This window comes from Pseudomonas rhodesiae (genome assembly GCF_007858255.1).
Lineage (GTDB): Bacteria > Pseudomonadota > Gammaproteobacteria > Pseudomonadales > Pseudomonadaceae > Aquipseudomonas > Aquipseudomonas rhodesiae.
In genome coordinates, this window is the sequence record NZ_VFEU01000037.1 from 1 (window position 1) to 22,867 (window position 22,867).

At 62.1% G+C, this 22,867-nt stretch carries 20 protein-coding genes; 7 read left to right on the plus strand and 13 right to left on the minus strand.

From position 1 onward, the window contains the following. Positions 1-270 precede the first annotated feature (270 nt). Positions 271-1,032 carry a trans-aconitate 2-methyltransferase gene (gene tam / locus FIV35_RS27420; RefSeq protein ID WP_034139480.1) on the plus strand — a complete coding sequence of 254 codons (762 nt, stop codon included), beginning with the start codon at positions 271-273 and terminating at the stop codon, positions 1,030-1,032. Positions 1,033-1,053: 21 nt separating this feature from the next. On the opposite strand, the gene FIV35_RS27425 is transcribed toward tam, so the two are convergent. Next, entirely contained in the window at positions 1,054-1,617 is a 564-nt protein-coding gene (locus FIV35_RS27425) for a cysteine hydrolase family protein (RefSeq protein WP_034139479.1), read from the minus strand. A 96-nt stretch (positions 1,618-1,713) separates the two neighbouring features. Here FIV35_RS27425 and FIV35_RS27430 point away from each other — a divergent pair, with 96 nt between their 5' ends. The 3 genes from FIV35_RS27430 (at position 1,714) to FIV35_RS27440 (ending at position 4,711) form a co-directional block, all read left to right on the plus strand. Then, complete coding sequence (locus FIV35_RS27430) at positions 1,714-2,685, plus strand: GlxA family transcriptional regulator (RefSeq protein ID WP_034139478.1); 972 nt, start codon at positions 1,714-1,716, stop codon at positions 2,683-2,685. Positions 2,686-2,856: 171 nt separating this feature from the next. Continuing rightward, positions 2,857-3,966, plus strand: a complete 1,110-nt coding sequence (locus FIV35_RS27435; protein ID WP_034139477.1) for a DUF3182 family protein — start codon at positions 2,857-2,859, stop codon at positions 3,964-3,966. Beyond that, positions 3,956-4,711 carry an alpha/beta hydrolase family protein gene (locus FIV35_RS27440; RefSeq protein ID WP_034139476.1) on the plus strand — a complete coding sequence of 252 codons (756 nt, stop codon included), beginning with the start codon at positions 3,956-3,958 and terminating at the stop codon, positions 4,709-4,711. The genes FIV35_RS27435 and FIV35_RS27440 overlap by 11 nt, the downstream gene beginning before the upstream one ends. Positions 4,712-4,714: 3 nt before the next feature. On the opposite strand, the gene FIV35_RS27445 is transcribed toward FIV35_RS27440, so the two are convergent. The 4 genes from FIV35_RS27445 to FIV35_RS27460 are packed head-to-tail and all read right to left on the minus strand — an operon-like array spanning position 4,715 to position 8,619. Continuing rightward, positions 4,715-5,671 (minus strand): lysylphosphatidylglycerol synthase domain-containing protein, encoded by a 957-nt coding sequence (locus FIV35_RS27445; RefSeq protein WP_034139475.1) that lies wholly within the window; start codon positions 5,669-5,671, stop codon positions 4,715-4,717. Further along, complete coding sequence (clsB, locus tag FIV35_RS27450) at positions 5,661-6,923, minus strand: cardiolipin synthase ClsB (protein ID WP_034139474.1); 1,263 nt, start codon at positions 6,921-6,923, stop codon at positions 5,661-5,663. The genes FIV35_RS27445 and clsB overlap by 11 nt, the downstream gene beginning before the upstream one ends. After that, positions 6,920-7,696, minus strand: coding sequence for an endonuclease/exonuclease/phosphatase family protein (locus FIV35_RS27455; protein ID WP_034100983.1), 777 nt, complete (start codon positions 7,694-7,696; stop codon positions 6,920-6,922). The genes clsB and FIV35_RS27455 overlap by 4 nt, the downstream gene beginning before the upstream one ends. Beyond that, the gene (locus FIV35_RS27460) at positions 7,693-8,619 is read right to left on the minus strand and encodes a DUF72 domain-containing protein (protein WP_034139473.1); all 927 of its coding nucleotides are present in this window, start codon (positions 8,617-8,619) and stop codon (positions 7,693-7,695) included. The genes FIV35_RS27455 and FIV35_RS27460 overlap by 4 nt, the downstream gene beginning before the upstream one ends. A 159-nt stretch (positions 8,620-8,778) precedes the next feature. Here FIV35_RS27460 and FIV35_RS27465 point away from each other — a divergent pair, with 159 nt between their 5' ends. Continuing rightward, positions 8,779-10,854 (plus strand): mechanosensitive ion channel family protein, encoded by a 2,076-nt coding sequence (locus FIV35_RS27465; protein ID WP_034139472.1) that lies wholly within the window; start codon positions 8,779-8,781, stop codon positions 10,852-10,854. Positions 10,855-10,947: 93 nt separating this feature from the next. On the opposite strand, the gene FIV35_RS27470 is transcribed toward FIV35_RS27465, so the two are convergent. Continuing rightward, entirely contained in the window at positions 10,948-15,195 is a 4,248-nt protein-coding gene (locus tag FIV35_RS27470) for an Lhr family helicase (protein WP_034139471.1), read from the minus strand. A 167-nt stretch (positions 15,196-15,362) separates the two neighbouring features. On the opposite strand from FIV35_RS27470, the gene FIV35_RS27475 reads away from it, so the two are divergent. Beyond that, on the plus strand, positions 15,363-16,247 hold the full coding sequence (locus FIV35_RS27475) for a sugar nucleotide-binding protein (protein ID WP_034139470.1): 885 nt from the start codon (positions 15,363-15,365) through the stop codon (positions 16,245-16,247). Between the two features lie 121 nt (positions 16,248-16,368). Here the strand turns inward: FIV35_RS27475 and FIV35_RS27480 are convergent, their stop codons facing one another. The 5 genes from FIV35_RS27480 to FIV35_RS27500 all read right to left on the minus strand — a co-directional run bounded on the left by FIV35_RS27480 (position 16,369) and on the right by FIV35_RS27500 (position 20,279). Then, a complete protein-coding gene (locus FIV35_RS27480) occupies positions 16,369-17,067 on the minus strand; it encodes an OmpW/AlkL family protein (RefSeq protein WP_034139469.1) in 699 nt (232 codons plus the stop codon). Between the two features lie 95 nt (positions 17,068-17,162). Then, a complete protein-coding gene (locus FIV35_RS27485; protein ID WP_034139468.1) occupies positions 17,163-17,684 on the minus strand; it encodes a DUF3299 domain-containing protein in 522 nt (173 codons plus the stop codon). 11 nt (positions 17,685-17,695) lie between these two features. Continuing rightward, positions 17,696-18,961, minus strand: coding sequence for an ABC transporter permease (locus FIV35_RS27490; RefSeq protein WP_034139467.1), 1,266 nt, complete (start codon positions 18,959-18,961; stop codon positions 17,696-17,698). A gap of 1 nt (position 18,962) precedes the next feature. Beyond that, the gene (locus tag FIV35_RS27495; protein WP_034139466.1) at positions 18,963-19,673 is read right to left on the minus strand and encodes an ABC transporter ATP-binding protein; all 711 of its coding nucleotides are present in this window, start codon (positions 19,671-19,673) and stop codon (positions 18,963-18,965) included. 6 nt (positions 19,674-19,679) lie between these two features. Further along, positions 19,680-20,279: a DUF2796 domain-containing protein gene (locus FIV35_RS27500; protein WP_034115247.1), complete on the minus strand. Its 600-nt coding sequence runs from the start codon at positions 20,277-20,279 to the stop codon at positions 19,680-19,682. A 131-nt stretch (positions 20,280-20,410) separates the two neighbouring features. On the opposite strand from FIV35_RS27500, the gene FIV35_RS27505 reads away from it, so the two are divergent. Further along, positions 20,411-20,758, plus strand: a complete 348-nt coding sequence (locus tag FIV35_RS27505) for a hypothetical protein (protein ID WP_034139465.1) — start codon at positions 20,411-20,413, stop codon at positions 20,756-20,758. Here FIV35_RS27505 and trxA read toward each other — a convergent pair. Beyond that, positions 20,755-21,627, minus strand: a complete 873-nt coding sequence (trxA, locus tag FIV35_RS27510) for a thioredoxin (protein ID WP_034115246.1) — start codon at positions 21,625-21,627, stop codon at positions 20,755-20,757. The genes FIV35_RS27505 and trxA overlap by 4 nt on opposite strands. 73 nt (positions 21,628-21,700) lie before the next feature. Then, on the minus strand, positions 21,701-22,789 hold the full coding sequence (locus FIV35_RS27515; RefSeq protein ID WP_231980897.1) for an Abi family protein: 1,089 nt from the start codon (positions 22,787-22,789) through the stop codon (positions 21,701-21,703). Between the last annotated feature and the right edge of the window lie 78 nt (positions 22,790-22,867).

Below are 22,867 nucleotides of genomic sequence, written 5' to 3' on the forward strand. Positions count from 1 at the left end.
GAATGGCAAAAAATTTACGTAATTTATTACATTATTTGACTGGTGGGTGGAGCGTGCATGTAACCCAATGAAAGCAATTCATTTTTTTGGCTTTTTCTTTTGGGATCCAAGATCAAGGTGTTTGGAAAAGCTCTAGGGCTTAAAGCTTCGAAACGAAAACCCCCGATAGTCCAGGCTTCGGGGGTTTTTTATTACCGGTTAAACCGCCCAGTTGTCCTCACCGGTCACAGAATTTAGGCTAGGGCCAACCTCTAGAAACGGAAAGCCGCGATGACCTGGTCAGCCAAGCAATACACGATGTTCGAACAGCAACGTACCCGCCCGGTGCGTGATCTGGTTGCCGCCATCCCCACCGTCGAGGTGCGCACGGCCGTTGATCTGGGTTGCGGTCCAGGCAACTCCACCGAAGTATTAGCGGCGCGTTTCCCGCAGGCGCACATCACTGGCATCGACAGCTCCGACGATATGTTGATCGACGCCCGTAAGCGTTTGCCTGCCTTGAATTTCGAACTGGCGGATATTGGCGCGTGGCAGCCGTCCCAGTCTTTCGATGTGATTCTGGCCAACGCCTCGCTGCAATGGCTGCCCGACCACGCTACGTTGTACCCGCACCTGATCCAGCAACTGACGCCCGGCGGCACCTTGGCCGTGCAGACGCCGGACAACCTTGATGAACCTGCGCACCGGCTCGCTCGCGAAGTCGCTGCCGATGGCCCGTGGGCGGCGAAGATTGGTGGCTTCAAACACAACGAGCGGCATGCGCCTGGCTACTACTACGAACTGCTGAGCAAGCACTGCAGCACGGTCGACGTATGGCGCACCACCTACCAACATCCGTTGGCCGATCATGGGGCCGTGGTGGAGTGGTTCAAGGGCACAGGGCTGCGACCTTTTCTTGCGCCGTTGACCGACGAAGAAAGAGTCGCTTTCCTACAGGAATACCAGGCGCGGATCACCCAAGGTTATCCGGCTCTGGCTGACGGCACCGTGCTGTTGCCGTTCCCGCGTCTGTTCATCATCGCCACGCGCTAAAGCGTCCCTTAATGGTGGCGGTCAGGCCGTCGCCGTTTGCGCTTTCAGAAACTCCTCCGCCGACACCACGCCCGCATAACCGAATGCCAGTGACGCCATATAGGCGCCATGCACCTGCGCTGCGGGAATCACTTGGCCGTTGAACTCCAGATCGCGGGTGGCGCACGCATCATGGATCACGGTGACGGTGTAGCCCATGTCTGCCGCAGCCCGCACCACGCCGTCGATGCACATATGGCTCATGCTGCCCACTACCACCAGTTCGGTGATGCTGCGTTGTTCGAGCAACGCGCGCAGGTTGGTTTCGCGAAACGCGTTCACGAAATGCTTGAGCACCACTGGCTCATCGCCTTGATTGAGCACCTGGCTGTGCAGGTGTGCACCTTCGGAGCCTGGAGTGAAGAAGGGTGCATCCTCGGACGTAAACTCATGACGCACATGAATCACCGCATCGCCGGCCTGGCGAAAGGCTTGCAGCACCTGCGCCGCCTTATCGGCAGCGGCTTGCACGCCGTCGAGCGGCCACTTGCCCTGGGGGAAGTAGTCGTTCTGGATATCGATTAGGATGAGCGCCTGCTTGGCCATGGAGGTTGCCTCGTGATGGGTTGATGGGCCCAGTATCTTAGCTGGCGCCGCGCCCGAGGATTGGCAGCACCGACAATAACAGGGGGAAAACTGACAATGGCCGTGGAACGCTCCACCGTTGAGCTGGGTGTGCTGATCTACCAGGGCGCGCAATTGGCCGCGGTGCATGGTTTGACCGATCTGTTCGGCGTGGCCAATCGCATCGCTGCCGAACATGCGTCCGCCCAGCTACCGTTGCTGCGCATCAGCCATTGGCAAGTGCAGGCCGGGGGTGAACCTGTGCGGATATTCGACAGCCAGCCCGGCCCGGATCTGCCGCTGATGGCTGTGCTGGTGCCGCCCTCGATTTGTGGCTTCACTGACGACCAGGCGCCGCCGACTCTGCTGGCATGGCTGCGTAAAAGGCATGCCGGCGGTACGGTGCTCGGCGGCGTGTGCATCGGTTCGATCATGCTGGCGCGCAGCGGCCTGCTGGACGGGCGCAGCGCCACCACCCATTGGTCATCCGCCGAGTCGTTTGCCGCGCTGTACCCGTCGGTGCGGCTGGAGGCGGATAAGCCGATTGTGGACGACGGCGACCTCATCACCACCGCCGGGCTGATGGCCTGGTCCGAATTGGGCTTGCGCCTGGTCGACCGCCTGATGGGGCCGAGTATCGCCGCCGACACCGCGCGTTTCCTGGTGATCGAGCACAGCGACAGCGCCAGCCAGTGCGGCAGCAACTTTGCGCCGATCCTCAGCCATGGCGATGGGGCGATTCTCAAGGTCCAGCATTGGTTGCAGGCCAGCGGCGCGGTGGATGTGTCCGTTGCAGCCATGGCGCAGCAGGCGGGACTGGAAGAGCGCACGTTCCTGCGCCGTTTTCGCAATGCCACCGGGCTCAAACCCACCGAATACTGCCAGCACCTGAGGGTTGGCAAGGCGCGGCAAATGCTGGAATTCACCAATGGCACCATCGACCACATCGCTTGGACCGTGGGTTATCAAGACCCCAGTGCCTTTCGCGCCACCTTCAAGAAGATCACCGGCTTGGCGCCGAGCGACTACCGTAGTCGTTTTGGCGTTTGAATCGTGCAGAACGCCGGAGGCGCTAGAAGAGGTCGTGCAGAATCAAACAGGCCAATGGCTATCGCTTTGAGCATAACTGACTGATTTGCCAGCGCTGTCCCTCTACTTGGGGTTGGCCTGATCCCTGCAACTGTCCTTCTACACACATGGCAGGATGGCCAAGGGGGACGCATGACCCCGATTCAACGCAAAAAATCTGTGGCGGCGCATTCCACGCGCGATGGAGCGCCCCAGCATGAAGTCGACACCAATCGCGCCCTGGCCCGTTGGCTGGCGCAAATCCTCGGGCTCAAGTTCGCTGGCAGTTATGACCCGCAGCAGCATGCGGGGCGCGATCTCTACTTATTGCCTACGCAAACCATTGTCGGCCAAGAACAGGCCCGCGCTTTGAATATCCAAGGTCCGGACGATCTGTGGGGCGGATATGTGGATCACGCTTTCATCTGCACCAAAGCCATCAGCCATGGCTTGCTCGGCCCGGATGCCAAGGCACCGGAGGGCTGGTCGGCGCAGTTCTGCGAGCAAGTGCGCGATGTGGTGCTCGACGGGCTCAGCGTATTTGCCTTGGGCGATGCGCGGGAGGCTGCCACGCGCCTGCTGTACAGCGGGCCGATCCGCCTGAAACCCGTGCATGCCTGCGCAGGGCGCGGTCAACAAGTGATCCGCAGCCTCGACGAACTGGATGCCGTGCTGGCGCGCCCGGAAGCAGCGGCAATGTTCAACGACGGCGTAGTGCTGGAGCAGGACCTGCACGACGTCGTCACCCACAGCGTGGGCCAGAGCTTTATCGGCGATTACGTGCTCAGTTACTGCGGCCAGCAATACCTGACGCGGGACGGGCAGGGCGAAGAGGTCTACGGTGGCTCCAACCTGCTCGTGGTGCCTGGCGATTATGCCGACCTGCTTGCACTGGCGCTGCCCGACGACGTGCGCCTGGCGGTCGAGCAGGCCAGGGTATTCGACGCCGCCGCCGACCAATGTTACCCAGGGTTCTACGCCTCGCGGCGCAACTACGATATCGCCCAAGGCCTGGACAGCCAGGGCCAGCGCCGCAGCGGCGTACTCGAACAGTCCTGGCGCATGGGCGGTGCCAGCAGCGCGGAGGTCGCTGCGCTACAGAGCTTTATCAACCATCCGGGCCTGAAGGCCATTTATGTGTCCTCGGTGGAGACTTACGAGCACCAAGCGCTGCCGGCGGATGCCATCGAGGTGTACCGAGGCCCGGCGGAACACAGCGAATTTCTTCTCAAGTACGTAACGGTCAATTCTTATGACGGCTAGAAGCGAAAGTATTGCGATCGACATCGACGACGAACAAATGAGCGGCACATTCCTGAGCCCCAAATCCAAGGTGCCCGGCGTGTTGTTTGTGCACGGCTGGGGCGGTAGCCAGGAGCGTGACTTGGAGCGGGCCAAAGGTATTGCGGGCCTGGGTTGTGTATGCCTGACCTTCGACCTGCGAGGTCACGCCGGCACCGGTATTCCGCTGTCGCGGGTGACGCGCGAAGACAACCTGCGCGACCTGCTGGCCGCCTATGACCGGTTGATCGCGCACCCGGCCATCGACACCACGGCGGTGGCGGTGGTGGGCACCAGCTACGGCGGTTACCTGGCGGCAATCCTCACCTCGTTACGCCCGGTGCGTTGGCTGGCATTGCGGGTACCGGCGCTTTACCGCGATCAGGAATGGCTCAAGCCCAAGCGCGACTTGGATAAAGCCGACTTGATGGATTACCGCAGTACCCTGGTGCAGGCCGAGACCAATCGTGCCCTGCACGCGTGTTCGGTGTTTACCGGGGATGTATTGATCGTCGAATCGGAAACCGACGACCACGTGCCCCACGCCACCATCATGAGTTACCGCGCGGCATGCCGGCATACTCACTCGCTGACCCACCGCATCATCGACGGTGCCGACCATTCCCTCAGCGATCCGGTGTCCCAGCAGGCTTATACCTCGATCCTGGTGGACTGGATCACCGAGATGGTGGTGGGCGAGCGCTTGAGCATCATCCAGTCGCGCTAAGCCCTATGCGGGTGTTTTCTTCACCCGCAGCGCCTTGGCCTTGGCTTCAACGCCCAAGTACATGACCAAGGCAATCAGCAACGGGCAGATAAAATAGATCGCCCGGTACGCAATCAGCCCGGCCAGCAGGCTGCCGCGCGATGCCTCGTGTTGCAGCAGCGCGATAAACACCGCCTCCAGCACCCCGAGCCCGGCCGGGATATGCGTAACCACCCCGGCAATCGCGCTGATCAGCAGCACGCCGAGCACCAGTGGGTAGTCCAGCTTGGCCGGCAGCAGGGTGAAAATCACCGCCGCCATCAACGACCAGTTCAGCGCGCCCAATGCCAATTGCAGACACGCCATGCGCAGCGACGGCAGGTTGATTTCGATACCGCGGATCGACCACGCGCGCTTCTTCGAGAACCGGCAGGCCGCCAGGTAGCCCAGGCTCGCCAATACCAGCAACACCCCCACACCCTGCAAGGCGCCGCTGCTCAATTTCCAGCCCGGCGGCAGGGCCACCAGGCCGCTGCTGAACACCACGCCGGCCAGGGCCATGTAACCGAACCAGTTGGTGGCCAGGCTCAGGCCTAGGATCTTGGCGATATTGCTGGTGCTCACCCCCAGCCGCGAATACAGCCGATAGCGCATGGCGATACCGCCCACCCACGCACTGAGATTGAGGTTGAACGCGTAGCTGATGATGCCCACCGGCAAAATCTGCTTCCAGCGCAACGGCTGGCGGATGTAGGTGCGGCCGATCAGGTCGAAGCAGGCGTAGACGATGAAACTGCACAGGGTCAACGCGCTGGCGATCAGCAGGGTGCGCAGCTTGAAGTCGCCCAAGGTCTGCACCACTTCGCTCCAGTCGATGCGGCGCGCGAGCATCGTGAACAGCACGATCAGCAGCAGGAAGAACGCGATGGTCAGCGGTTTTTTCCAGCGCTTGAAGCGTGAACCGCCGGTTTCAGTGGTCATGGGCCTGGCTCTCGAAAGGTTTCAAACGCGGTTTATGGGCCGGCAGCCAACCCGTCAGCACGGGGAAATGGCGCATCACATGGAACACCAGGAAACCCACGGTCAGGCGCCACAGCCACAGGCGTGGCTTGCGGTTTTCCGGCATGGTCTTGCAGTGGTTGTTCGCCAGTGCCTCCAAGCGTTCGTACAACTGCTGGTTGAACGCACGATCACGGATCAGCACGTTGGCTTCCAGGTTGAGCGCCAGACTCAGCGGGTCCAGGTTGCTCGAACCGACGGTGCTCCATTCGTCATCCACCAGCGCCACTTTGCCGTGCAGCGGGCGCTGGCAGTATTCGTGGATCACCACGCCGTCCTTGAGCAGGTAGTCGTAGAGCATGCGCGCCGCCAGCTTGGCCAGCAGTACATCGGGTTGGCCCTGCATGATCAATTGCACATGCACCCCGCGCCGCGCGGCGTTGCGGATCTCACGCAGCAGCCGGTAACCGGGGAAGAAATAAGCGTTGGCGATCACCGCGCGTTTTTGCGCCTTGCTCAACGCATGGATATACGCCTCTTCGATGTCGTCCCGGTGTTGCAGATTGTCGCGGTAAATCAGGCGCACCTGACCGTCACCTTGCTCGGCCGGCCATACCGAGGGCCGTTGCTGGCGCCGCCGCCAGCCACGTCGGGTGCGCACTTGGCGGCCGCTTTGCGCCAATGCGAAATGATGCAGGTCGGCAACCGCCGGGCCGGTGATTTGCACCGCGTAATCCTGTTTGGCTTCCGGGCCGAAATCGCCGAGGTGGTCGGCGGAAAAATTGATCCCGCCGATAAACCCCACGGTAGCGTCCACCACCACGATCTTGCGGTGCAGACGGCGAAACCAGTTGGTGCGAATGCCCAACGTCTTGGACGCCGGGTCGAACATCTGCACCGCCACGCCCGCATCCGCCAACGCACCGAGGAACGCCGGGCTCAACTCGCCGCTGCCAAAACCGTCGAGGCTGGCGACCACCTTGACGCCCCGTTGCGCCGCTTCGATCAAAATACTCTGCAGCTCATTGCCCACCTTGTCTTCGAACAGAATGAAGGTCTCCAGCAGGATCTCGCGCTGGGCTTGGCGCATGGCCTCGAACACCCTGGGGAAGTACGCCTCGCCATTCTCCAGCAGCTCGACTTGATTGCCGCTCTGCCAGCCGTAATCGAGGTCGCGGGCCTTGGCTTCGTCCGGCGGCTGATCGGTGGAAATGTGTTCTACCGCAATGTTCATAGTTCGATCTCCACCGACAGCGGCACATGATCTGACAGATGGGACCAGGGCCGTGTAGTCAGCACCCGGGGGTTATGGGCGGTGAGGTTGCGCACGTAGATGCGGTCCAGCGCCAACAACGGCAGGCGCGCCGGGAAGGTCCGCGCCGGTTTGCCGTGGGCGCCAACGAATACTTCGGTCAGACCGCTGCGGCTCAAGTCGGCTTTTTGCCGCCAATCGTTGAAATCCCCCGCCACCAGCAACGGTGCATCCGCCGGAATTTCCGCGATGCGTTGCTCCAGCAGGCGCAATTGCTGCTGACGATGCACCTCACGCAGGCCCAGATGGATGCAGATCGCGTGCACCTCCTGACCCGTGCCCGGCAAGCGCAGCACGCAATGCAGCAGGCCACGGTTTTCGTGGCCGCTCTGGGAGATGTCGAGGTTGTCGTAGCGCACGATCTGGAACTTCGAAAGCAGCGCATTGCCGTGGTCGCCGTGGGGGTAGACCGCGTTACGCCCATAGGCGAACTGCGGCCAGATGCTGTCGGCGAGGAACTCGTACTGCGGCATGTTCGGCCAGTTGCTGTAGCGCTGCGGGTGTTGCTCGTGGGTACCGTGGATCTCCTGCAAAAACACCATGTCGGCGCCGATGCTGCGCACCGCTTCGCGCAGCTCGGGCAGGATGAAGCGGCGGTTGAGTGCGGTGAAGCCCTTGTGGATATTCACCGTCAGCACGGTAAAGCGCGTGATCGGCGCCGTGGGGGTGATGGGGATCAATTCAGGGTGGGTCATGGCAACACTCCCGGTTCCGGCAGTTGTCCGGGTGCGGTGGCCAAGTGCTTGTCCAGCGCGAAACGCTGCAGCAATTGGCGGGCATCGAAAGGCGCGCGCACCTTGATGTCATTGTCGAAAAAACAGAACACGTCGCGTTGCTTACGTGCCGGTGGCGTGTGGTGCGGGTCGATCAGGTGAGCATCGGCAGACTGTTTGCCGTGGCGCCAGCAGTCGATGCGCTCGCCCCAGCGTTTGAGTGCTGCATCGGTATAACCGCTGGCGTACAACTGCTTGTCGCCGTGCAGGCGCAGGTACACAAAGTCGGCAGTCACGTCCTCGGCATACGGCCACTTGCCGGCGGTGTCGGCCACCACCAGCGCTACGTTGTGCTGTGCCAGCAGCTTTACAAACTCGGGGGTGACAAAGCTTTTATGCCGGATCTCAACCGCATGGCGCAGCGCACGCTTGCCGTGGGCCTGCATGCTCGCCTTGCCGTTCAGGCGCGCCTCATGCTGGCGGGCGAGGGTGGCGGCTTGCTGGGTGTCGGTGGGCAGCTCCTTTAGAAACGCCTCGAACAGCGGCGCATCGAACTTGAAACTGGGTGGAAACTGCCAGAGCACCGGGCCGAGTTTTTCTTTCAGCTCCAGCACCCCGGAGGCAAAAAAATTCGCCATTGGCTTATGCACATCCCGCAAGCGCAGGATGTGGGTGATATAGCGCGGGGCCTTGACGCTGAACATAAAACCTTCAGGCGTATCGGCGTACCACTCGGCATAGCGCTTGGGCGTTTGCAGCGCATAGAACGAGCCGTTGATCTCGATGCTGTTGACGGCGCGTGACGCAAACTGCAATTCGCGTTTCTGGGGCAGCCCTTCGGGGTAGAAGTCCCCGCGCCAGGGCGTATAGCGCCAGCCGGATATGCCGATGTGAATCGCCGCCATGGTTGCTCCTGTCAAGGCCAGGCCGGTTTGCCTGCGTTGTTGGATGACTGCCGGATTTGGCGGAAAGTTTCGCGATTCCTACAGACGGCACATTCTCGGGAACGATCAGGAAGCAAACCCGTCAGTTCCTTACAGACCTACGCGAAGGAGCCCGGTGTTTTGCTGAATTCAAAGACTGCATTACTGCTTGGTGCGCTGCTGTTGTGTGGCAGCGGCGCATTGCACGCCGCGGCTACCGCGCCTGAACCCGAAGCCCCGGCCAAGCCGGAGTTGCTGGTGGAGGGCGGCCTTCTCGGCGCGATCAGCTCCAGCCTCGATGAGGTGCAGGACAAGCTCGATCTCAATCAGAACCTTATCGATGCCTGGCGCTTGCGCGCGGACCGCGCCGCCGATGAAGTCGGGCGTCTGGTCAACCAGACCGCGCAGCGTTCGCCGTGGAGCGTCGCCGGGGACTTTCTGCTGCTGTCCGGTGTGTGGATCGGCGCCTTTACCCTGTTGACTCTGCTCGGTCGGCTGATTGTGCGGCGTCTTGGCCAGCGTTCTTTCTTCGAGCGGCGGGAGCGCCTGTTGGGTGTGCTCAGTTATGTCGTGCCCTATACGATTCCGGCACTGATTTGTCTGCCGCTGACCCTGTACGTCAGCCATTTTCTTTCCCCGTCCATTGGTCGGGCGCTGGCGCTGTGTTTTGCCTACGCGACCAGCAGCGGCATCTTCTCTACCTCGGTGCTGCTGTGCGTGATCGTCATGTTCAACCTCGGGCATAAACGGCGCGCGGTGCGGATTATTCGCGAGTACTGCCCAAAGCCGCTGTTCCTGATCGGTTTTCTCGCCGCCCTCAGCGATGCACTGACCAGCCCACAGATCGCACGGCAGTTCGGCGGCAATATCACCAGCAGTATCGCGGTGTTCACCGGCCTGTTCGCGGCGGTGATTTTTGGCGTGCTGGTGGTGCGCCTGCGTCGGCCAGTGGCGCATTTAATCCGGAATCGGCCGCTGGCCCAGCGCCTCAAGCATCCGGCGTTGCAGCAGTCGCTGCGGGTGTTTTCCGGGTTGTGGTACTGGCCAATCCTGTTGATGGTGTTGGTCTCGGCGATCAACCTGATCGGTGCCGGCGACGATAACCAGAAAGCCCTGCGTTGCGCGCTGTTCACCACCATTTTGTTGATCGGCACGGTGTTTCTCAGCACGGTGCTGCAACACCTGTTCAAGTCCCGCAGCCAGGTGGCAATCCAGCGCAGCAGCGCCTATAAGGAGCGCTTCCTCAGCCTGTTGCATGCGGTCCTGCGCATCGTTATGGCGATTGCCTTTATCGAGATTCTTGGGCGCATCTGGGGCGTGTCGCTGTTTGAATTCGCCCAACGCAATTCGGTGGGCCGGGCGATCAGTGACTCCCTAAGCAGCATCGGCCTGATCCTGCTGGTGACATGGCTGTTTTGGGTGGTGCTCGACACTGCGATCCAGGAAGCGCTCAAGCCGCCGGTAAACAAACGCTCCAGCCGCCAACCCAGCACCCGGGTCAAAACCATCCTGCCGCTGCTGCGCAATGCGGTGAAGATCATTCTGGTGGTGATCTGCGCGATCACCACTATGGCCAACCTTGGCATCAATGTCGCGCCGCTGCTGGCGGGTGCCGGTGTGGTCGGTCTGGCGATTGGTTTTGGTTCCCAGCAGTTGGTGCAGGATGTGATCACCGGCCTGTTTATCATCATCGAAGACACGCTGTCGATCGGCGATTGGGTAGTGCTCGACTCCGGCCACGCCGGCACCGTCGAAGGCCTGACCATCCGCACCCTGCGCCTGCGCGACGGCAAGGGCTTTGTACATTCGGTGCCGTTCGGGCAGATCAAGGCGGTGACCAACCAATCGCGGCAATTCGCCTATGCGTTTTTCTCGGTGCAGTTCACCTATGACACCGATGTGGACAAGGCCGTGGAGCTGATCCGCGAGGCGGGGCAGTCGATCCGCGACGACGTGTTCCTCAAATACAACCTGCAAGGCCCGCTGGAAGTATTCGGCGTCGACAAAATGGACCTCAACGGCGTGGTGCTGACCGCGCAATTTCGCACCGTGTCGGGCGGGCAGTATGCGGTGAGCCGCGCGTTCAACCAGCGCTTGAAAAAGCTTGTGGATAACTGTGACGAGGTGCACTTTGCGCAGACTTATCCACAGCAGGTGTTGCTGCCCATGCGCAGGGCACAGTTGGATGAACCGGATGCTGAGGCGCCGGTTGTTTGATGGTGTGTGTTAGGGCCCTATCGGGGGCAAGCCCCCTCCCACAGTGGCGGCCAAAGTGTGGGAGGGGGCTTGCCCCCGATGAGGCCCTCAAGCTTACAGCCTGATCAACTTCTCCTGCACCGCCTGCTGATCTTCCTCCACCAGCAATTGCTGCTTGCTGCCGACCCTCACCGCTGCCGGCAGCCCGTCGCGATACACGATGCGATTGCCACTCACCGCCGGCACTTTATTGCCCGGCAATAAGGTCCCCACCAGGTTCAACGGGTCCGCACCGCACACGGCCACCAGGCGCCCATCATGGGGCCGACGCCGCACTTCGCGCAGTAATGGGATGGCTTCCGGCAAGGCAAATTGTTCACCTGCCAGACCGCTGACAAACCGTCCGCCGCGAATCTCTCCACGGGCCTCCAGGCGGTGGAAGGTGCGCAGCAGTTCGCGCCAGCTCGGCAGCCAATCGGCCTCGCGTTCCAGCAAGCGCCAGAACACCACGCCGTAGCGACGCAGCAGGGTCATCGCCACATGCTCCAGGGTTTCGGCCGAGTGCGGGCCGGCGGCGCTCGGTGGGCGACGGATCAGCGCCCAGCGCCCCGCATCGTCCATACCGCCGATAAACGCCCCGCGTCCGCGTCGGCTGCTGCGCGCCTGGCGCTTGCTGGCGGGGGTGGTCAGTGCGCGCAGGCCGGCAAAACTGTCGGCATTCACCAAACCGGCACCGACCAGTTCCAGCAGCGCGGTTTCCAGCTCGCTGCGCAAGAGATGGGCTTCGTGCACCAGCTCGTCGAAAAACAGCGCGCCGTGTTCACGCAACACTACGTGGACTTTCTGCGCCTTGGGCGACAGCGTGCTGCTGTCGGCCGCATCGGTCAGGCCGCTCCACATGCCCACCTGGCTGCGCGGCAGTACCACCACCGGCGTGCTGCGTTGGGCGCTGGCGCTGTGTTTGTCGGTCAGGCGCATCCAGACCCATTTGCCGCTGCGGCATAGCTCATCGAGCCAAGTCGGCGAGTAATCCTTGAGTCGAACGCTGAGTAGATCGCTGTCCCACGCTGACGCGGCGGCGGCATAGCCTTCGAATTGCCCGACGATCTGCGCCAGCATGGCGCTGCCTTGGCCACGGGTTTCATCGGACAAGTGCTGCCAATCGAACAGAAACCGCATGAAGTCTTGCAGCGCCACCGGTTCGATTTCCCGGCGCAGACGCTTGACGGTGTAGCGATGGATGCGCGCCAGCAGGTGTCGTTCGCACCATTGTTCGTCGTCGGCCCCGGGGCTGAAGTGGCCGCGCAGCACGTAGCCTTCCTGTTCCAGCCGAGCCAGTGCCTGAGCGATGTCGGTGGCCGGCAAGGCCAGGGGCGCGGCGATCTCGGCCAGGGTCTGCGGGCCGAACGCACTGAGCCGTGCGCGCAGTATTTCCGCGAGGGCGTCCTCATGAATCCAGGGCTCATCGAAACCGGGCAGCAGCGCCAGGTGGTGGGGAATGATCGCCTGCCAGATATTCAGGCGCTCCACCGCCACCCACAGACCGTTGGGTAAACAATGGGCGCGCCCGGTTTTGGCCAGCGCTTGCAGCCACGTGGCCCAGGCTGGCGTGATTTCGCTGGGAGCGATGCCGCCCAGGCTCATCAGCGCTTCGTGCATCTCATCCACGCCTTGAGGCGCCGGCCAGGCTTCTTCGCGTACGCCAGCGATGGCTTCTGCATCCAGAGCACCCAGGTCGTCGGTGCTCTGCGGATCGCTCCAGCGGCGGTTCAGCACGGCTTGGGTACGTCGCTCCTCCAGCGGCGCATCATCCAGAAAGGTGTAGGGGCGTGCGCTGAGAATTTCCGCGGCCATGGGCGAAGGCGCCGGCAGATCGCGGCTGATCAAGCGCACTTGGCCGCTTTCCATACGCCGCAACAGGGCAAGCCAACCGTCGCTGTCCATGGCGTCGTGCAGGCAATCATCGAGGGTTTGTTCCACCAGCGGGTGTTCCGGCACTTCACGCTCGCCGGCGAGGTTTTCCAGGCAGGCGATCTGGTCGGGGAACACGCTGGCGATCAGGTCTTCGCTTTTCATGCGCTGGATCTGCGGCGCCACCTTGCGCCCGCCGGTGTAGCGCGGCAACGCCAGGGCCACGCCGGCGTTCCAGCGCCAGCGCACGCCGAACAGCGGCGCGTCGAGCACGGCCTGGATCAGCAGGTGTTCGGCAGTCTGGCTGTTGAGATAACGCCATACTTCGTCCAGCGGGAAACTGTGGCTGGTGGACAGCGACAGCACGATCGCATTTTCACTGGCCGCCGCCTGCAATTCGAAGTTGAACGTGCGGCAAAAGCGTTTGCGCAGGGCCAAGCCCCAGGCGCGGTTGATGCGGCTGCCGAAGGGCGTGTGGATGATCAATTGGGTGCCGCCGGAGGCGTCGAAAAACCGCTCCATGATCAGCGTGTCCTGGGACGGTAGCGCGCTCAAGGCCTGGCGCGCGCGAGCCAGGTAATCGAGGATCTGCTCGGCGCTGGCGCGGTTCAGGCCCAAGGTCTGGGTGAGCCAGGCCGAAGCCGTGCTCAAGTCGCCGGGAGTGGCGCCGAGCAGGCTGTCCAGATGCCCCTGCAAACGCGCCACAGCGGCCGACAACTCATGGCTGCGCCCTGGCGCTTCGCCCAGCCAGAACGGAATGGTCGGCGGTTGGCCATGGGCGTCTTCCACCCGCACTTTGCCGGCGTCGACCCGCAGGATGCGGTAGGAGGTATTGCCCAGTTGGAAGATATCCCCGGCGATGCTTTCCACCGCGAAATCCTCGTTGACGCTGCCAATGTTCAAGCCCTGGGGTTCGAGCAAGACGCTGTAGTCGGCGTTGTCCGGGATCGTGCCGCCGCTGGTCACAGCGGTCAGCCGTGCGCCACGTCGGCCGCGCAGGGTGTGGGTCACGGCATCGCGGTGCAAGTAGGCGCTGCGGATGCCCTGGCGACCGTTATAGCCGTCGGCGAGCATGTGCAGCAGTGCCTGGTAGTGGCGCTCATCCAGCTCGGCATAAGGCGCGGCGCGGTGGATCAGCGCCAGCAGGGCGTGTTCCGACCACTCCTGGGCGCTGACCTCGGCGATGATCTGTTGCGCCAGCACATCCAGCGGTGCCACGGGGATGTGCAGCGTGTCCAGCTCACCTCGGCGCACGCAGTCGAGCAGGGCGGCGCACTCAATCAAATCATCGCGGGTGAGGGCGAACAAACGGCCCTTGGGTGTGCCGCCCACATGGTGGCCGGAGCGCCCGACCCGTTGCAGAAACCCGTTGATGGACCCGGGCGAGCCGATCTGGCACACCAGGTCGACGTCGCCGATATCGATCCCCAGCTCCAGGGAGGCGGTGGCGATCAGCACTTGCAGCTCGCCGGCCTTGAGGCGTTGCTCGGCATCCAGGCGCATCTCCTTGGCCAGGCTGCCGTGGTGGGCGGCCACTGCGGATTTGCCCAGGCGCTCGCTCAGATGCCGGGCCAGGCGCTCGGCCAGACGCCGGGTGTTGACGAAGATCAGCGTAGTGCGGTGCTCGCGCGCTAGATCGGCGAGGCGGTTGTAGACCAGCTCCCAGACATCGTTGGCCATCACCGCTGACAACGGCACCGGCGGCACTTCGATGTCCAGGTCGCGGGGGCGTGCGTGGCCGATGTCGACAATGGCGCAGGAGCGGCCCGTGCCCACCAAAAAGCGCGACACCGCCTCGATGGGCTTTTGCGTGGCCGACAAGCCGATGCGCATCAGCGGTTCGCCGCACAAGCCTTGCAGACGCTCCAGGCTCAGGGCCAGGTGGCTGCCGCGCTTGTCGGCGGCGATGGCGTGGATTTCATCGACGATCACCGTGCGCGTGGTGGCGAGCATCTGCCGGCCGGAGTCCGAGCCCAGCAGCACGTAGAGTGATTCCGGAGTGGTCACCAGGATATGCGGCGGGCGTTTGCGCATCTGCGCGCGGTCTTTTTGCGGCGTGTCGCCGGTGCGCACGGCTGTGCGTATCGTCAGCGCTGGCAGGCCTTGCTGTTGCAAGTGCCGAGTGATGCCCGCCAGCGGGGTTTGCAAGTTGATCTGGATGTCGTTGGACAGCGCCTTGAGTGGCGACACATACACCACGAGCGTCTCATCCGGCAGTTCGCCGCCGTTGGCCAGCCCCTGGTGGACCAAGTCATCGAGCACCGCCAGAAACGCCGTCAGGGTCTTGCCCGAACCGGTGGGCGCGGCGATCAACGTCGAGCGGCGCTGGCGGATCAGCGGCCACGCCTGGGCCTGGGCAGCGGTTACGGAGGGGAAGCTGCTGCGGAACCAGGCGCTGACGGCGGGGTGGAAACCGTTCAGGACCGTGTCGGTTGATTCAGATACGTTCATGGAGTGATTGATACTGCCAGTTCCAACAAGTTGCAAACCCGTACTTTATCCGTGACGGTTGCGCTACAAACCCGCAAAATGCAACGATTCTGGCAACTATCCACGGCACGGCCCACAGCCTTGTCGACAACCACCATCGTTCCAAACAGACCGGGCCTGCTCAATCTATGCGAATGCGCCTTATGTTACTGGGCGGCGGGAATGCCCTCGGGCAGGCGCTGATTCGCCTCGGTGCGGAGGAAGATATCGGTTTCCTCGCCCCCAAACCGCCCCAAGACGGCTGGGATGCCGCGAGCCTCACCCAACTGCTCGACGACACCCGTCCCGATGCGTTGATCAACCTCGCCTACTATTTCGACTGGTTCCAGGCCGAAGCGGTCAGCGAAGCGCGCCTGGCCGCCCAGGAGTTCGCCATCGAACGCCTGGCCGAACTGTGCCAGCACCATTCGATCACCTTGCTGCAACCGTCCAGCTACCGTGTATTCGATGGCTCCCGCGCCACCGCCTACAGCGAAAAAGATGAGCCGGTGCCCCTGGGCCTGCGTGGCCAGGCGTTGTGGCGTATCGAACAGAGTGTGCGTGCGGCGTGCCCGCAACATGTGTTGCTGCGGTTTGGCTGGTTACTGGATGACAGCGTCGACGGCACCCTCGGGCGTTTTCTGGAACGGGCCGAACGAGCGGAGCCATTGTTGATGGCCGATGACCGGCGCGGCAACCCGACGCCGGTGGACGATGCCGCACGGGTGATCATTTCGGTGCTCAAGCAACTCGATTGCGCCGCGCCTCTGTGGGGCACCTATCACTATGCCGGCCAGGAGGCGACGACGCCGTTGGCGCTGGGCCAGGCGATCCTTACCGAAGCCCGCGGCTATCATCCGCTGGCCATCGAATCACCCACCGCCCAGGCCCACGCCGCCCGGCCGGACGCCAACGAAGAACCGCAGCACGGCGTGCTCGCCTGCAAGAAAATCCTGCACACCTTCGGCATCAAGCCACGGGCATGGCGGGCGGCGTTGCCGGCCTTGCTGGACCGCTTCTACCGCCGCAGCTGAATGTGAGAGGGGGCTTGCCCCCCGATAGCGCTGGGCCAGTCAATGAACCTGTTGACTGACACTTTGCTATCGGGGGCAAGCCCCCTCACACATGGGTTATGCAGTGCTGGTTAAAGCAGGCTTAGAACTTGTAGCCGATACCCACCATGTAGACCATTGGGTCCACGTCCACATTGACCTTGGCGCGAGTGCCGGGGGCCACGGCGTCGTTTTCGACGGTGGCTTTGGTGCTGATGTCGATGTAGCGCGCCTGGGCGTTGATCATCCACTTGTCGTTGATCATGTAGTCCGCACCGATCTGTGCGGCCCAACCCCAGGAGTTTTCCGCCTTAAAGTTGCTGAAGCCAGCGCTCTCGGCACGGCTGCCGACGTGTTCATCGTAGATCCAGGTGTAGTTGATACCGGCACCGACGTACGGTTGGAACGCGGATTTTTTATCCAGCGGGTAGTACACGACGCTCAGGGTCGGCGGCAGGTGCTTGAGGGTACCGAGCTTGCCGTTGGCGGCGCCGAGGGCGGTGTTCTTGAGCTTCACATCGTGCTCGAACGGGGTGGCGGCCAGCAGTTCGATACCGACGTGGTCGGTGACCATGTAGGCGAAGTTCAAGCCCAGTTGAGTGTCGCTGCTCATGCTCGCCTTGCCGCCGAGGTTGGCGCCGGCCACAGGGCCCTGGTCAACTTTGACGCTGCCGCTGTCGGCTTTCGGGTTCACGGTGATTGCACCGGCGCGAACCAGAATGTCACCGGCTTCGTGAGCGTGGGCGGCAGGGGCGACGAGGGCGAGCGCGAAGAGGGACGCGCCGAGCAGAGACTTGTTCATGGGAGCTCCAAAGGACGTTAAAAAAGTTGTAGGTCCAATGGTAAAGATCGTTCCGTTCGGTCTTTTGACTCAGCTCAATGAAAGGGCGATAAGCGCTATTCGGGCAGTTCGTACATATAAATTTTCTCGGCGTCCATCTGGTAACCGGCGTCGGCCAGTTCGCTGGTGGACGGCTTGACCTGCATCGCGCCCTCGATCCAGTACGGCTGGTACAGCTCATCGAGCTTCACACCGATTTCGCTTTTGACATGCACGATCTGGTTTGACGGCGGCGGCGGCACATGGATGCACGCGCCGAAGTACGGCACCAGCAGAAACTCGGTGGTGCGGCCCTCTTCGCTGACTTCCAACGGCACGATATAACCCGGCAGACGAATATGCTGGCCGTCGAGGCTCTTGACCACCGGCGCGTTGGGCAAGTCCTGCTTGGCCGCTGGCGCCGCTTCCACGGACAAGGCATCGGCCATTTTCGACAGGTCGTGCAGCGGCTTCATATTGGGCACTTCCGGCGGCGCGTCCGGCGGAATCATTTCCTGCCAGGTCAGATCCCTGGGCGGCTCATCGGCCCAGGTCGGCACGGCCAGCACGAGCAACAGGGCAAACAGGGCACGGCGCATCGAAACCTTCCTCATAAACGAATGGACAGGCCGTCGGCCAGGGATTGTCGATAGGCGCGCCACGCGGGCACGCTGCCCATCAACAGCGCGGCGGCCAGGATACCGGCGAGCAGGGTCCATTCATATTCGCTCGGCCATGACATCGGCAGGTCCAGGCCGTAGTTGGCCTGCAAGTAACCGCGCGAGGCGGCGATGCACACATAGAGCAAACCAACGCCCGCGATTACTCCTGACAGCGCCAGGGCGAAAGCTTCGAAGATCAGCAGCGTCGCGATGTGCCACGGTCGCGCACCCACCGAGCGCAAAATCGCCATCTCGCGGCGGCGTTCGTTGAGGCTGGTGAGGATCGCCGTGAGCATGCCGATCAGGCCGGTCAGCACCACGAACAGCGAGATTACAAACAGCGCTTTTTCGGCGGTGCCCATCATGCTCCACAGCTCTTGCAACGCCACGCCCGGCAGGATCGCCAGCATCGGCTCGCCGCGAAATTCGTTGATCTCCCGTTGCAGGGCGAAGGTGGAGATCTTGTTGTTCAGGCCCAGCATAAAAGCGGTGATGGCCTGCGGCGTAAGGTCCATGTTGCGCGCCTGGTCCGCGCTGATACGGCCTTTGCCTTGGGCGGGGACGCCGTTGTGCCAGTCGATGTGGATCGCTTCCATGCCGCCGAGGCTGATATGCAGCGTGCGGTCCACCGGCGTGCCGGTGCGTTTGAGAATACCGACCACGGTGAACGGCTTGTCATCGTGCTTCACCAGGCTGACCACCGCTACGCCGTGGGCCAGCACCAGTTTGTCGCCGAGTTTGTAGTGCAGCGCGTCGGCCACTTCGGCGCCGAGCACCACTTCGAACGGGTCGCTGGCAAAGGCGCGGCCGCTGGCCAGTTCGAGGTTCTGCTTGCGTCCGTATTGGTAGTGCTCGAAGTAAGAGGCGTTGGTGCCCATCACGCGGTAGCCGCGGTGGGAGTCACCGAGGGAAATCGGAATCGCCCATTTCACCTGAGGGCTGGCGGCGAAATGCTCGAAGCTGTCCCAGCGGATGTTGTTGGTGGCGTTGCCAATGCGGAACACCGAGTACAGCAGCAGGTTCACCGAGCCCGAGCGCGCGCCGACGATCAGGTCGGTGCCGCTGATGGTGCTGGCGAAACTATTGCGGGCCTCGACGCGCACCCGCTCCACGGCCAACAGCAGGCACACCGACAAGGCGATGGCGAACGCGGTGAGGATCGCGGTGAAGCGGCGGTTTGCCAGGCTGGCCATGGCTAGACGGAACAGATACATCTCAAACCTCTGCAGGCGTGGCGGCGCGATTGAGTTCGGCCAGCGACAAATGACGGTCGAACAGCGGCGCCAGGCTCTGGTCATGGCTGACGAACAACAGGCTGGCACCGGCGTCGCGGCACTCGGCGAACAGCAGCTGGATAAAGGCTTCGCGAGCGTCGTAGTCCAGGGCCGAGGTGGGTTCGTCGGCGATCACCAGTTCCGGTTGGCCGATCAGCGCACGGGCGGCCGCCACCCGTTGTTGCTGGCCGATGGACAGCGAGTCGGCGCGGCGCTCCAGCAGATCCTTGTCTTTCAACCCCAAGTGCGCGAGCAGAGTAGCGGCTGCCTGGTCGACGCTGCCGTGACGCTGGACCGCGCGTTGCGCGCGCAGCTTGGAAAAGTGGCAAGGCAGCTCGACGTTCTCGCGCACCGACAGGAACGGCAACAGGTTGAACTGCTGGAAGATATAGCCAGTGTGATCAACACGGAAACGATCCCGGGCACCCGCCGACAACGCGGTGAGTTCCTGGCCGAGCAGGCGGATGCTGCCTCGGTCGGGCTTCTGCACGCCGCCCAGTAAGCCCAGCAACGTGGTTTTACCGCTGCCGCTGGGGCCTTTGAGAAACAGGGTTTCCCCGCGCTCCAGACGAAAGGCGGGGATATCCAGCAACTGAGGATGACCGGGCCAGCTAAAGCCCAGCTCGGACAGTTCGATCAATGGGTGGGTCATGGGCACTCAGAACTTCAAAGTGGCTGCGGTGGCCGTCGCATCAACGCCTTGCTGGCCGCTCGGGCCGATCAGTTGTACCTGGATTTTCTGGGTGGCGGGAAAGGTCTTGAACACTTGGGTCAGGTCCAGATTGCTCAGGGCGCTTGGTGTGGCGCAGGTGAATTGATAGTGAGCGTGGATCTCGCTGTGGTCGTGATGATGTTCATGGGCGGCTGCGCCTTTGCCGTCGGTGGCGTCATCATCGTCGTCGTGATCGGCTTCGGGCTTGTCACCGAACAGCGGGCTGTTGAGTTCCTGGGAGCTGACCTTGCAACCGGCGGCCGTGGGCAGGTTGAAGAGGGCAACAGGGTTTTCCAGTTGCTTGCGCGCGGCGGCGACTTTGGCTTTATCGGCGGCGCTGCTGGCCATGTGCTCGAACCCCACCAGATTCATCGCCGGGCTGTCCAGCTCAAGTTCCAGGGCCTGGCCGTCGAGCACCGCGTTGAGGCGAGCGACGCCGTGTTCGTGGGCGCCGAGGCTACCGTGTTCGTGGTCATGGTCCTCATGAGCCTGAGCAACGGCCAGTGGCAGCAGGGCAAACGGCAAGGCAAGCAACAGACGGCGCATGGAAAAGCTCCCAGAGATGAAAGTTTTGTTATGTGATCTTATAACAATAGTGGCGAGAGTTTGACCGCCCGCTTGGCGTTGTGCAAGCCACATGGGAGCATGCCGGTCGGAAAACTGCGGGAGTAGGGACGATGTTGCGAATTCGTGGAACCATCGGCGACCTGCCGGTGGACTTGACGGTAGAGATGGACGACGGCGATTGGGCCCGCCTGGGGGCGCAATTTCAGACCGCGCCAGGGGCCCCAGCCGGCGCTGCGCCAGCAGCCGCGGCGAAGCCCAACGATGACCTATGGCAGAGCGCCCAGGACCTATTGCGCAATGCGGGCCAACTCAGCGGACTGGAACTGCTTGATCAGTTGGAAGGGCTGGCCGGCGACGCGGCGGCGGGCAAGCGTCTGCTGGTGCGCCTGCGCCACAGCGCCAAGGTCAAAGTGGCCAGCGGCGGGGATACGCCGCTGTACCGTTGGGTCGGCGATTAGTACAGCGCGGCAAACAGCTTGCGGCGGTACGCCGTCACCAGCGGGTGATCGTTGCCCAGCAGTTCGAACACTTGCAGCAGGGTCTTGTGCGGCAAGCCTTCGTTGTAGCTGCGGTTGCGGATGAACAATTTGAGTAGACCTTCCAGCGCCGCCTCGTATTGCTGGCGGGCCAATTGCTGGATCGTCAGTTGATACGCCGCTTCATCATCCTGCGGGTTCTGGGCCAGACGGCTTTTCAGCTCGGCGGCGTCCGGCAGGTCGGCGGCCTGGCGCAAAAAGGTGATCTGCGCTTTGGCGCCGGCGAGGGCGGCTTTGTGATCGTCGCTTTTTACCGCATCCAGCACGGTCTGGGCTTCGCCCAACTCACCGCGTTCGGCCAGGCAGCGCGCGTAGAGGATCAGCGCACCGGCGTTGGTGTTGTCCTCGCCCAGCAGCGCTACCAGTACGGCTTCGGCATCGCTGATACGCCCTTCGGCAAACAACGCCTGGGCTTGCTCCAACGGGTCCGCCGCGGCCGGCGGTGGCATCTGCACATGGGGCTCCAGCATCGCACGCACCGCCGATTCCGGCTGCGCCCCGGCAAACCCGTCCACCGGTTGACCGTCCTTGAACAGCACAACGGTCGGCAGGCTGCGGATACCAAAGCGCGCGACGATATCCTGCTCGGCATCGCAATCGACCTTGGCCAACAGCAACTCGCCCTGATAACTCTCGGCAATCTGCGCCAGCATCGGCATCAACGCCTTGCACGGCGCGCACCACTCAGCCCAGAAATCCACGAGTACAGGTTTGTGGAATGAGTTTTCGATTACCGCCTGGTCGAAGGTGGCAGTGGTGGCGTCGAAGATATACGGGGTGGGCTCACTCATGGGGCGTCTCGAAGAAAGCGGGAATGGGGGCAACTATAAGGGCTGGCGAAAGCTACCGGAAGCAGCAGGCTGCTCAGTTTTCAAGCGCATGCCAAAAAGGGTCCTGATACCAATTGAGAGGGAAGCCCATCGCTTTAAGGCTAACGTCGGGAAATTCGCAAATCAGTTGATGCAAGCGTTGATCCCAGTGGCTGTCGGGGCTCACTCGATGTGTCAGATGATTCAAAATGCAGAGCGCTGCAAAAATGCGGGTGTGCGGCCCGGGCTGAAAGAGATGTTTGGGCCATAAAAAGTTGGCTTTCTTTGGCAGTTCGGGACGAATGCCTAATTCTCGGTTCCACAGCCGTGAATGATGGGCGCATATGTTTCGAATGGTGGTCAGGGTGTGCAGCCAAGACTGCATCAGGGGAGCCGCAATTCCCAGACGCCTGGCAATCGCCTTTTTGTCCGCGTCTTTCGCCAAGCCTTTATATAAATGGGATAAATCGCCCAGTGTCAGTTCCTCCAACATCGCCCAGCCAGGCATAAGAGGTGGGTGGGCGTAGGTGGCGGGGTAGTGGCGGGCGTAGCTTTCTTTAGCTCTTTGGCGTTTAAGTAGGCCTTTTCTCCTGTCGTCCGCACGGGATCTATCGATGCGCTCGCATTCGCGCTGAAAATCACGCATGGCTGTGGATTGTTTGAAGGACAGCGTCGTAAGCAGCCGCTGATGATCGAACATCTGATGGAACATTCGTGGGTCTATATACCAATGACTGCCATGGGCGGGCCCCATATGGTTGCTGATGACTGCACGAGATGCGATTTCGACTCTCTCGATGGCATCCATGGTCAGTAAGCGAAGCCGTCGATCAAAGTCGTAGAGACGCGTTAACTGACGAAACCGGCTGCCATCACGAAAGCGATGATCGATATCCTCCGGTTGCTGAAACGGTCGCATATAGGGGCTGAGCCTAAAGAAGCTGACCGATTGCAAAAAAGACTCTGCGTGAACCTCATCCTGAACATTCAACCCGCGGTGCTTGAGCAGCTCTAGCTGGGCGCGAACGTCAATGGCGGGTTTACTGAATGTCCTCATGCTCAAAAAATACCGGGCAAAAAAAACCCGCACAATTTGTGCTTGGTTGCTAAGGCAACCAGAGGCATGGCGGGTGTATTGCTGCAAAGGTTAGGTAGCCGCCCGATTTTTTGCAAGGGCGTTGAGCGCTCAGCAATGATTGAAACTGTTTGGAAAAGCATGCAG